This is a genomic window from Ruegeria sp. CH6, assembly GCF_056537005.1.
The window spans coordinates 119574-131633 of sequence record NZ_JBQFQS010000012.1 but is presented as its reverse complement, the minus strand read 5'-3'; the positions used below and the strand labels follow the sequence as shown (position 1 = coordinate 131633).

Annotated in this window: 9 protein-coding genes; 3 read left to right on the top strand and 6 right to left on the bottom strand. The window is 53.4% G+C overall.

Annotated elements, in window-relative coordinates; genetic code table 11:
• The coding region (locus ACR0CW_RS19205) for a hypothetical protein (RefSeq protein ID WP_480789000.1) at positions 1-222 on the top strand (222 nt) is incomplete at its 5' end.
• A 70-nt stretch (positions 223-292) separates the two neighbouring features.
• Here ACR0CW_RS19205 and msrQ read toward each other — a convergent pair.
• Positions 293-907, bottom strand: a complete 615-nt coding sequence (gene msrQ, locus ACR0CW_RS19200; RefSeq protein WP_480788999.1) for a protein-methionine-sulfoxide reductase heme-binding subunit MsrQ — start codon at positions 905-907, stop codon at positions 293-295.
• Positions 908-911: 4 nt separating this feature from the next.
• Entirely contained in the window at positions 912-1814 is a 903-nt protein-coding gene (gene msrP / locus ACR0CW_RS19195; RefSeq protein ID WP_155144279.1) for a protein-methionine-sulfoxide reductase catalytic subunit MsrP, read from the bottom strand.
• A 408-nt stretch (positions 1815-2222) separates the two neighbouring features.
• Between msrP and ACR0CW_RS19190 the strand changes: the two genes are divergently transcribed.
• Positions 2223-3245: a helix-turn-helix transcriptional regulator gene (locus ACR0CW_RS19190; RefSeq protein WP_480788998.1), complete on the top strand. Its 1023-nt coding sequence runs from the start codon at positions 2223-2225 to the stop codon at positions 3243-3245.
• 138 nt (positions 3246-3383) lie between these two features.
• Complete coding sequence (locus tag ACR0CW_RS19185; protein WP_480788997.1) at positions 3384-6434, top strand: hypothetical protein; 3051 nt, start codon at positions 3384-3386, stop codon at positions 6432-6434.
• A gap of 111 nt (positions 6435-6545) precedes the next feature.
• Here the strand turns inward: ACR0CW_RS19185 and ACR0CW_RS19180 are convergent, their stop codons facing one another.
• From ACR0CW_RS19180 to ACR0CW_RS19165, 4 genes are all read right to left on the bottom strand, one after another.
• Positions 6546-7346, bottom strand: a complete 801-nt coding sequence (locus ACR0CW_RS19180) for an SAM-dependent methyltransferase (RefSeq protein ID WP_480788996.1) — start codon at positions 7344-7346, stop codon at positions 6546-6548.
• Positions 7347-7367: 21 nt separating this feature from the next.
• Positions 7368-8102 carry a TylF/MycF/NovP-related O-methyltransferase gene (locus tag ACR0CW_RS19175; protein WP_155144270.1) on the bottom strand — a complete coding sequence of 245 codons (735 nt, stop codon included), beginning with the start codon at positions 8100-8102 and terminating at the stop codon, positions 7368-7370.
• A 79-nt stretch (positions 8103-8181) separates the two neighbouring features.
• The gene (locus tag ACR0CW_RS19170; protein ID WP_155144268.1) at positions 8182-9213 is read right to left on the bottom strand and encodes a hypothetical protein; all 1032 of its coding nucleotides are present in this window, start codon (positions 9211-9213) and stop codon (positions 8182-8184) included.
• Positions 9210-11807, bottom strand: a complete 2598-nt coding sequence (locus tag ACR0CW_RS19165; RefSeq protein WP_480788995.1) for an FkbM family methyltransferase — start codon at positions 11805-11807, stop codon at positions 9210-9212. Before ACR0CW_RS19165 ends, ACR0CW_RS19170 begins: the two co-directional genes overlap by 4 nt.
• Between the last annotated feature and the right edge of the window lie 253 nt (positions 11808-12060).

Here is a 12060-nt window from a genome sequence, read left to right as displayed (position 1 = left end):
CGGTCTCTCCCGAGCGTCTCAACCGTCTTTCCAGTCCGTCAGGCCGTCTCTCCGACCCGTCAGCACCGCCTCAGCAGCGCCGGTGAAGGGGGTTCTAAGGATAACCAACAAAAGCCGCAAGTGGAAAATTCAAAGAACTTGAAAAAAACAGCATATTCAAGAAATAGCGTTATTATTCAATTACTTAAACATTCAGCTGACAGCCCAAAACCACCAAATTGAGATGACAGGCCGCACGAATCCCACAACTGAACGCTATAATCACGGACTCACCAAAAGACTCACCCGCGATTCAGGTGGAATCGACCTGACGGAATCGCATAAGCAGGTTCGAAATCGGCAGCCTCAATGCCAGCAGCCCCAAAATGACAAGCAGATAGATCAGTGGCTCGATCTGGAATCCCTTGGCCAGCATCACGTAATGCAACCCGCCAAGGATCGCCGCAAGATAGACCAGCCGATGCATCTTGCGCCAAGCTGGTCCCATCTTTCGCACAGACCAATTGTTTGAAGTAATCGCAAGCGGCAGCATGAGCAGGAACGCCGCCATGCCGACAGTAATATAGGGGCGCTTAACGATATCCGCCCAAATCTGACTGGGCACTTGTACATCGAGAACCAGCCAAACCAGAAGATGCAGCGCGACATATGAGCATGTCAGAACACCGATCGCACGGCGAAATTTCATCAGGTTCAGGCCGAGATGGCGACGCAAAGGCGAGATGGCCAGACCGAGAATCAAAAGCTGCAAGGCCAGCTCGCCAAACTCGTGTTCCAATGCTTCGATGGGTTCGACCCCGAGGCCGCCGGTGAACCCCAGATAGAACAGCCAGGGTGCGGGCAGAGCGCCTAACAGATACACGGCCCATACGGGAATGCGGCGCAGCAATTGGTTCACGGTCTGCATCGCTTCAGTAGTTCTCCGCCAGATCCATACCCTCATAGAGGCCAGCCACCTCTTCTTCATATCCGTTGAACATCAGGGTTGGTTCGCGGCGTGCAAAGAGACCGCCGCCAATGCGACGTTCCGATGCCTGCGACCAGCGCGGATGGTTCACGTTCGGGTTCACATTACTATAGAACCCATACTCACGCGGGTTGGACATGTTCCAGCTGGTCGGTGGTTGCGTATCTGTAAGAGTAATACGGACAATCGACTTGATCGACTTGAAACCGTATTTCCACGGCACCACCAGACGCAGTGGTGCACCGTTCTGGTTGGGGATCGTCTTGCCATAGATGCCAGTGGCCATGATGGTCAGAGGATGCATCGCCTCGTCCAGACGCAGGCCTTCGCGATACGGCCATTCCAGAACAGGGAAACTGACACCCGGCATTTCATCGGGGCGATAGGCGGTTTCGAACGCCACATATTTCGCGCCGTCCTGAACGCCCGCCATCGCGAGCAGATCGGACAGTTCAAACCCGTTCCACGGAATCACCATCGACCAGGCCTCGACACAGCGGAACCGATAGATCCTTTCTTCAATAGTCATTTCGGACAGGATGTCTTTGAAGTCATAGTCACCCGGCCGATCCACAAGACCGTCGATCTTGACGCTCCACGGTTCAGTGATCAGGGATCCTGCATATTTGGCAGGGTCATCCTTACCTGTCCCAAACTCGTAGTAGTTATTGTATGTGGTGATCTCTTCCCATGTGTTCGGTTCCAGAGCTTCCTGAGCGCTTGATGGTCTGGCAACCGCCGCCAACCCGACACCCGCCAGCCCGGCCATAACTTGCCGCCGGTTCAGAAACGCCGCCCTCGGGGTGACGTCTGCATGTGTCAGTTTATTGGTCCAGCGATGCGCCATTTCAGTCTCCGTACTCTAATCACCTTGGTATCGAGGTAGTCAGCTATTAGCACAGAGCCAAGGCAACATGCGTCACGATTGGGAGAAGTGATTGTAACGAAACCAGAGTGCCGCCACAGATACAAATTCACTGGAGTGGTTCGGTTTTCATCCAGAGCGGGCCGACCGAGGGTTGTAAATAACCCCTGAGGCCATCGTGGCCCGACAAACCCTTCAGCAACAGGACCGCCGCAATCAGTATTTGCATAGCGCTGATATCAGAGAGAAAACTGTCGATATTCGCCATCGTTCAGAATATTGATTGCCTAGCAGAAACAGAGAACGCGACCGTTGCGCCTGACATGGTCGGGACGGTGAATATGACAGCTAGCATGATCCCACTTCTTGGGGCAAAAGGCGAAATTCAACATGAACAAGCATAGCCCTCAGGATCAGGTGCCAAATCATCTGCTGAGGTCGATCTTCGATCTGCCGGATGTTTCAGAACATAAAGAAGACGCAATAGCGGCCGCGCGGCTTGATCCTGAATCATTGCGCGATGTCGGTTCGGCTATCCCCCGCGGCGCTGAAAACACTGTGCTGGAATTTCTGGCGACACATCTTGGCCGCCCCTATGCCGGGGCCGAATTCGGAATAGCGCTTGATCCACGCAACAGTTCGCTGCTGACCTACATCCTGTTCAACTCAACGACATTGCATCACGCACTTCATCACGTGCAGCGATTTATGCCTGTCTCACGTCCGCAGGCTCTGATCGACATCCGCGAAACGCAGGATCACGTGGATGTCGTTATTGATGGCATCGGAACGCATTTGATGCTGAACACCCATCTCATCGAGTTTTCATTGGGGACCTTGCTTGGGGCGTTGCGCGTTGCCACCGGGGTCGATCGTCTGGCCACTCAGGTTGGCATATCCGGTGCCCGGCTACACGGCGCAAAGGAACTGGCTGCTGTATATGGGTGTCACGTGAGTCTGGAAGAAGACGCAAACTATCTGCGATTCCCAAAGTCGGTGCTGGCGCTATCTATTCGGGATGCGGATGCACATCTGCTTAGACATCTTACCAGCTACGGAGAGGTGTTGCTCAGCCGGAATCCCCGGGCCGTATCCAGACTGACAGACAAGGTTGGGCGGCATGTGTTGCATGGGATGGCTTCCGGACGGCCATCAATGGCTGAAACCGCCACTGCGCTCGGACTGTCGGAACGCACATTGACACGCCGATTGCTGGAAGAAGGGACAAGTTTCAGGGAGATCGTGTCTGACGCTCAACTTAAGCTTGCACAAGCATTCCTAAGCGATCCCCACCTTTCATTGGCAGAGACCGCGCATCTTTGCGGCTTTTCAGACCAGAGCAGCTTTACACAAGCCTATCGAAGATGGACAGGCCGTACCCCGAAAGCAGACAGAATGTTGCTTATAAAATAACACGAATTTCGCGACTTATTGCCGATGGCGGAGATTCTAAAGGAATTGGCCACATTGGGACATGAATTTTGTGCTTCTCTTGTTACCTACGTCATCTCCACATGTGGAAAATGCAATCATAGGTTGAGGTAGAATATCATGTCCAAAGGAACTTTCACCGATTTCCTCTCGGCGCTGCTGGCGTTTGAATCGGGTTGGGACCGCGAGAGGTACGAAACAGGTGTCATTCAGGACTGGCAGCTGAATGCCTGGGCTGGCGGCGAAGTGACAAAGTTCTTCCCCAATTACACCAGTTGGGGCGATTTGAGTGATTCCGAGTGGGAGTCGATGGCCTATCGCTCGCAAAACTCGTTGGGTTTTGTCGGTTTCCAGTTTGGCGAGGCGTTGCTGATTGATCTGGGTTACTATGACGACGACAAGTTTTACGGAAACGGGGAAGCAACCAATAAATGGGATGGAACCTGGACCGGAAAGAACGGCGTCACCTCTCTCGAAGACTTTATGACGAAGGAGGCGCAGACTGTCGCCATTCAGGAAGCGTTCGGCTTCAACCTTCAGATCATTGAGGACGGGCTCAAGAACGCAGGCAAAAGCCTGGACGACTTTCTCGGCACAACCGCGACCTACACCAATGGCAATGGTGAAACCGTCACCGTTGAACTCACCCTTACAGGTATCATGGCCGCCGCTCATTTGCGGGGTGCCTACGGGACATTGAATCTGTTGCTTGGCGGTGCCGTATCCACGGACGAATACGGCACTTCGATCCTGCAATACATCGGGCAGTTTGGCGGATTTGACAGCCCTTCGGTCAGCGACATGATCGCCTTTTTTGAAGATCGCAAAACCGGCGACGAAGGCCTTGGTACACCAGGTGATGATACAAGTGGCGGATCTGGCGGTGGCTCAGGCAATAACCCCGGTGGATCATCGGGCGGCACAGCTGATGTAGACAAGGACAGCGCTGATGTTGTGTTGACCTGGTCCTACGGATCCAACACTGAGATCACGGATTTCGATCCTGCAAATGGCACGATCTTTGTCGACTGGATTTCAGCCAATGATCTTGTCATTACAGAAGTGAATGGCTCGGTCGTGTTTTCAGTGCCATCAAATCAGCAAACTCTGACGCTGGTTGGGGTAACTCTGGACGAGCTTTCAGCGCGCAACTTCACCATACTGGACGGCACTGCTGCGCAAGAGATCTTGAGCCTGATCGGTGACGGTGCGACCACGCCGGACCCTGATCCAGCGCCCGATCCAGATCCGACGCCCGACCCCGATCCGACGCCTGATCCAGATCCAACACCTGATCCAGACCCGGAGCCCACACCAGATCCGGATCCGTCACCCGCTGAGACCGGTGACGCATTCAACAATCCCGGTATCACAAAGCAGAATGCCGACGTGGTAGTCACGTGGAACTATGGTCAGCAAACGGTCGTGACCGACTTCGATCCGGCGACTGATACCATCTTCATTGACTGGATCGGCGCAGATGCGTTCGAAATCTCGGAAGTGAATGGTTCTGTCGTGATCAGAGTGCCATCAAACAACCAGACAATTACCCTGCAAGGCGTGACGCTGGCCGCGCTCGAGGCTTCGAACATTCATGCACTGGACTCCACAACCCGTGACGAGCTCGCAACTCTGATCTCTGGTGATGATGACAACGGTTCTGGTCACGGTGGCGGACATTCCGGTGGCGACGGGGGCGGTGATGGTCACACCCATATGCATGTGACCATCGGCTATGACAGCCCGGCGCGTGTGATCGATGAATTCAATCCCGATATGGGGGATGTCATCGAAATCAATGCCGATGTCGACGCCAGCGATTTCAGGATTTTCGAAGAATCCGGGGACGCACTGGGTCAGACCGTACGGATCAGCATCACTGTGGATGGGGTTACAACGCAAACGGTCCTGACCGGCATCAGCCTTGATGACCTGAAGATCGGGAACTTTTCAATCGACAATCAAGGCGTCTTGAACGAAATCTCCAGCGCAATTGGCCATGTTGCATCGACCCCCTCAAACGGTGGCTACACGCTTACTTATGACACAGACGGCTCAAACCCGGCTGAAGTCATTGGCAGCACCGATGCGGGTGGCCAGGTGTTTAAGGCAGATAGCAATGCCGATGACATCATCGGCTTTGATCCGGCTATCGATCAGCTAGATTTTGGCGGCACTTCAGTGCATGGCATGATCCTGACAAAGTCTGAGGCCGGCGAGATCGTGATCGACAGCCCGTGGTCGGATGCTGCCCAGATCGTACAGGGTGTGACGTATCAGGATGTAGATATCAGCAGCTTTGGCGTCGTCGGAAACGAACATCTGCGCCAGGATCTTGGTGGCGTCGTTTCATGGGAGAAAGGCGTTGGACCGCGCGAAAGTGATACGGTCTACATCCGCAGTCACGAATACGGCCAGTCCGAGGTCATTGACAACTTTGACCCAACCTCAATGAAGATCAGCTTTCTTTACTTTGGCACACGCGAGCGCCTGAGCGTTGAAGATACCGACGCGGGGTTGGTGATCTCATCCCTGCCAAGTGGTCAGAGCTTTACCTTCACCGGTGTCACCAAAGCAGATCTGATCCCGGGTATGGTCGAATTCCACTTTGATCAGGTCATGGAGGATAATCTTGAGACCCCCTTTGGGTTTGATCAGAATGACGTGACCTTGGTCGACCGTACGGTTCTCTTGACTCCATCTGCCCCAAATGGCGCAACCACGGACGGATTGCAAACCCGCACCGGGGATATGACCGGCAGCATCTACGAAGATGAAGAACCTGGCCCAGACTCGGGTTCCGAGGACAGCTCAGGTGGTGGCTCAACTGGAACACCTGCCGTAGGAAATGTCGTTCTCGGCGCTGGTGCAGATACTGTGGATATCAATTGGAATTGGGGTGCTCAGACCAGGATCGAAGGATTCGATCCTGACGAAGATAGCTTTGATTTCAACGCACTGACCGGCGATCAGATCGATATCCGCGAGGTAGATGGAAATCTTGAGATCGAGGTGCTGGGCAATGGTGGCAACGTCACCACCTTGGTGGGCATTCAGGCTGAAGACCTGAACCTGTCCAATTTGGATGCTGATGCAAACAGCCCTCTTCTTGAGGAAGATGACGCCTTGCTGACCCAGCTAGTCGATCTCGGGTTTGACACTGTCGCCTGAAACGTCTGGCAGGGGCGGTTCGCCGCCCCTGCTCTCTCGATTACCTGGTCTGAAACCCCACGGGTTCAGGCGGCTCGATCAAAAGGCTGTCGACACCCTGGCAAAGCCTTTTCAGCTGAGGGGTTTCTGAAACAGCGCAACAATTTGGAATGTTTTCAAAGCGTCACGCTGATAGGCCCGCACCAATTCTTCCGGAGGCTCAAAATCTACCTGATCACGCTGTTCGCGGATCAGTTCAAATCCGGCTGCCTTAAAGCGGGTCAGCAAATCGTCGGCAGTGATCCTGTTCAGAGTATCGAACATGGCCAACAGCAATTTCTTGTGCTGATCGCTCAGGTCCGAGTTGTTCACATCATCATGTACATCGCTGGTCTGCGAGATGAGATGTTCCCATCTGTTGTAGCCGATTGCCCAAAGGTGGCTTCCCTCCGGCGCGAAATACAAAGGTGAAATCTGGACAAAGAAATGCCCGCCCGGCTTTAGCCTATTGTAGAGATCCTCAAGAATGGAGGGATAAATCCGGTTGTTTACATGCTCGAAGACAGACCAGCTGAAGATAAGGTCGAATGGGCCATCATTCGGAGTTTCCCCGGGAGCGATCTCCTGAAAGGTCAGCCTGTCGGGCACTTCAACACCAAAATGCTCCCGCAAGAATGGAGCGCAGGCTTCTGCTTCATTGTTAATGTCGACTCCGTGAACCTCGGCATCGAACAACAATGCGGCTCCGGCGGCAGAGGTACCACTGCCGCACCCGAAATCCAGAATCTTTTTGCCGGTAATCCCGCCCGCCTCGGTCATCCATTGATCGATAACCGTTGGAATGAACGAGAACTTCGCACGATCGTCCTCGGACGGAAGCTGTTCTGCAGCCTGTATGATCTGCGTCCTGAGATCCAAGGTTGATTCAACCATGAGAATACCCTTTCTTCGTTCTTATATTTTGATGCAGAGTCTGACCTGATCGTTCACCCGGTTCAGCATCGGCGCGCGAATAGTCGAGAAGTATTCGTCCGTCGCCTTGCGAGAGCCGGACCAGTGTCCATAATCGTCGATGATCAGGACCCCGCCCGGTGCCAGCCGCGGATAAAGAACATCAAGTTCGAACCGAGTGGATTCGTACCAGTCAGTGTCGAGGCGCAGAACCGAGATTTGCTCGGGCAATTGATCCTTCAACGTCTCCATCACATCACCTTTTACAAAACGCGCGTTTTGCGTTGAAAGGCCGGCTGCACCGAAGTTCTGCGAAACCTGGTCGAGCGACGCATAGCACCAGCCTGTTTCGTCGCCGAACGTCTCCATCAATGCCGAAGCGCTGTCACCATTGACATCCACATCTGCTTCGGTCGGAGCAGTCATTCCCTCATAGGTATCGTAGAGCCAAAGATCGCGCGGTTTGCCAAGTGCCTCGAACGTCAAACCGGCAAGGATTGCACTGCCGCCCATCCATGTGCCGCATTCGACAAAGTCACCGGCAATGCCCGCCGAATGCACATATTTGCACGCATTGTAGAGCGCGAACATCGCGTCCTTACCCGTCATCGTGAAATCACGAGACTTGAGGAACAATTCCATGAACTGTTCGTTTTCATCGATATCCCGGATCGGATAATCTACAAGGTCCGCATCGTGTGTTTCGGAATATACGATCTTTCGAGGTGGAAGTGTCATCGGGGTACCATCACGTTGGGGAGAGGTGTTTAAGGGTTTAGTCAGGTATCGTTGTATCCAACAGGAGCTTTGGACAATTTCACTGGCGCATCAGGTCGGTGTTTTTTTCCAACCAACGCTGATAGCCGTCTTTGAATGGATCAGGGTAGTTTGTCCTCAGTTCCTCGCTATCCCTGTACAGCTCCCGGGCCTTTTTGGGAATCTTCGTACCATCCTGGAAAACGCCGTAATACCACCAACCCGTTGGGATCGCAGGATCAGTAAAGCGTATGACCTCACGCTCATACCACGCCCAAAGTTCATAAACTTCGGAATTTCCCTCAGCGTACCTTTCGGTCATTGTGAAGCCAACAGGCCCAAGCTTGGTAAAATGATAGAAGCGCAGTGGCACGCCATTGATCAAAAGGCCTCCCTCGGGGGAAACCGACATCGTCCTTTTGCTCAGGTTCCAGCTGGCAACATTGTATCCCGGATCCCGCAGAACCTTCACGTTATCGAAGTAACAGGGAATCAGGTTGCACCACTTCTGATCCACGAACACGCCGATATCCAGCCGGTCATAGCACCATGTATTGAGACGTTCAGTCCACCAATCCGCAAAGGCACGCGCTTCTTCATCATTGCGAACAGCCAGGAACCCAAGGTTATAGGTACCGTAGTGCAACGACGTGATCTCGTTATCACGCACAGCCATTTCTTCGGTGTCTGGTGTGGTTTGATGCGGGGTAAGAACGATCGACCAGTCATCCAGCAAATCGACAACAGGCTGCATTGTTGAGAACACGGCGATATCCGGGTCGAAATAGACGACCTTCTCAACCCCGGGCTGATCCATAATATGCTTGAGTGCTTGCCCTTTAACAGCGGTGCAGGCTTCTACGATGTCGTGGCGAAATAACCAGGGTTCGGTCGTTTCGCCATACAATTCATCAGCCGTTACCAGGCGATCGAAGTCTTCATGCTCGATAGAATACTCGAACCCCTTTGGGGGATGATCCGTCAGAACCGCCCAGATGACCCAATCCGGATGCTGGCGCCGTAGCGAACTGGCAAGAACACGTGCCCGATTAAGATAACTGAATGAAAAGCTTGTAAATGCATGAACTGTCATTTTGTGCTCATAATTTGAAGATGGGGTATCGCCATGTCGCTGTACTCGGATGACAACACCTCCTCGCGGCGGCGTTGGCGGGCCTTTTGAGCCAGCTTTTGGCAGGCATCACTTCTGACCCAGGCCAATAGGTCTTTGCTGCTGTCCAACACAACACCACGGCCAGTCGATTTGACCAGATGGGAAACGTTGCCAGATTGCCCCTGAGTCACAACATAAGCCGAACTTGTCAGAGCCTCGGCCGTCGTCAACGAAAATGTTTCCGGCCACAGCGCAAAGTGAATCACCAGGTCGATACCCGCTGCCGACAGAGCCCGCGTCATTGCATCCGGGATCTCGTTGGCAGTCGCATCTACCTGGTGTTTAATAACGTCCAGATCTACATCGGACTTGCCAAAATAGTGGAATTCCAACCCTGGATTGCGGGCTTCGGTCTCAACCAATGTTTTGAAATCGTTCCATCCCTTGTGGGCCACCGGCGCACCCAGGAAAGCTATTTTCACTGCGCCCTGCGTCCCATCCCCAACTGTTGGCAAGGGTTGCGGTCGCGGCTCGCTTTTAAGAACAGTATGTGACTGTACAATCAGATCCTGCAATCTATAGCCACATGCCTTGACCCAAATGTCTGCTGCGACCTGCGATGGCGCCAGTGCGGTGACTTCGATACGTTCGAAAAAGTCCCGAAAACGTTGCATGTGATCAGCACGCCCTTTGCCGTACATGCAGATCGTACATCCCTGCGTGTCGATGTCCGGGGCACTACAGTAGCTGAGGTTGTTTCGCATCAGTGTATAGCTTTGGCAGGCAGCAAAGAAATCATGCAGCCAAAAGTGTGCTTTTCCTCCACTACTTGCCTCAACAAGTTGCGCGATCACTTCGGGTGAGTGGCCCTGCAGATGGTGGATGACAGAACTGAATTTCTGACCAGCCGCGACCCGGTCCGAGGTTGCTGCGATCAATTCATCATAACGTGCGACCCCGATGCATTCGCCATTCAGGACCAAACGAAAGACCGAAGTCTCCGTTTCAGCATCGGGCAGCAATGCGTTACAGGTCCGCACAGGGTGAATGTTCAGATAGTCCAGCCCGGCATCATTGGCGCGGTCCGCTTCGATTTGAATACAGATCTGAGTGCCGCCAGTCACTTCGCGGTAATTGTCGTGACCTATGCCAAGAACAACCCGATCGCGACCCTCAGCCAGCTTGCTTGCAATTTTGGGCGCATCAAGCACAGGTTCGATGAGCTCGGGCAAGGGTGCCAGAAGCGGTTCGGAACTGGTCGAAGCAATCGCATTGATGACCTTTGCCCGATGACCTGCGGACGGGGTTGGGAGTCCGGCGGCAGAAGAAGGGGCGCTGCTCAGTTGCCCTTGCAGCTCCGCCAGCTTAGCCAGCGCGTCCTGCGGCCAAACAGTCGATTTCACCAACTTCCTGGTGCCGCGACGATGCTTGGAACTTGTCCTGAAATACAATGCAAAAGGCAGCTTTCGGACGCGTTTGGCCAAGCGGGTCGTATACTCTCTTTCTTCTTTCCATTGCTCCAAAAATGGTGTCAGTTCCGAAACTTTGGATTGAATTCTCGCTTGAAGCGCCGCTACTTGGTCAAAAGCTTCTTTCTTGTCGTCCAAGTTTTGCTGCTCAAGATCCCGGGTCTTTTGCTCGAACTCCAATTCCTGTCGAGCAATGTCATATTGCGCCTTGGGAACCTCCAGGATGGCTGCCGCACGCTGGCTCACAAGCGTCGTGCGGCAATACTGCGGTTGCTGCAAAAGCAATAATGCCAGATCATCCAGTGTTTTGATCTCGGGCAGGAGGTGCTTTTCAACGCGGTCTGAAAACGCCTCAAGCTTGTCTGCCGGCAGGAAAAGCAGGCCGCACTCGGTCCCGCCATAGAAGATATCTTCGCTTGAACCGTTGAAGTTGTCAGATTGAAACGCCGGCGTGTTCAGACCATAGCAAACATACCCTTGCTCGGACATGTACTGGTGTATCGGTGCTCCGCTGGATACGTCCAGCACTTCACAAAACACAACGGGCCGGTCCTTCGACAGTATTCTGGTTGCGCCCTTCAATGCGTCCAGCTCAGCGCCCTCAAGGTCAAGTTTGATAAATGAAACTTTCCCCTGAACCTCATCATCGAGGCGCACCATCGTAAGCGTACCACCTGTTTCGCAGGCCGTTACTCTGGTGCCGCCAGCATTATCCTCAAACGTTTCGACAACCTGCCCCGTGCCCGGTTGCGCACCCAGAGCCGTTGCCCTCACATCAATGTTGCGCACCGGAGAGGCATCTGCATTCAATTGCAAAATCTGACGGTTCTCAGAAAAAGGTTCAAAGCTGATGACTTTGCCGTCTGGACCAACGCTGTGCGAAAATGCGCGCGCATGCGTACCATAACATGCTCCACCATCGACGGCCGTATCTCCGTCACTGATGAAGTCGCAAAGAATATCCAGTTCCGATTGAGCCCATTCACCATACAGGCGCAGCGAGTCTGATATCGTGTCTACCCCGTTCGGAATATAGAATTGGCCGTAGCGCGTTTGGACCGACGAACTCGATTGTTCGGGGACTTCCCGTACGTGTTCCTGCATCGATGTCTCCTTGGCGTCGGCTGAAAAATTGCCCTCCCACTACCGTTTAACGAAACACACTTCAACACAAGTTGGTCTGCTCATTTCAGACTTTAGTTTTCATTGACCAGAATCTACGCGTGCGGATACGCAAAACTGCGCGATCTACCGCTCATTCCTTGTGAAACTGATTAAACTCACGCAGCGTACTTGAGTTGACTGGACGATAGGCTGACAAAACACATCCAAAGCGATGTCGTCTTTGGCTTCGACT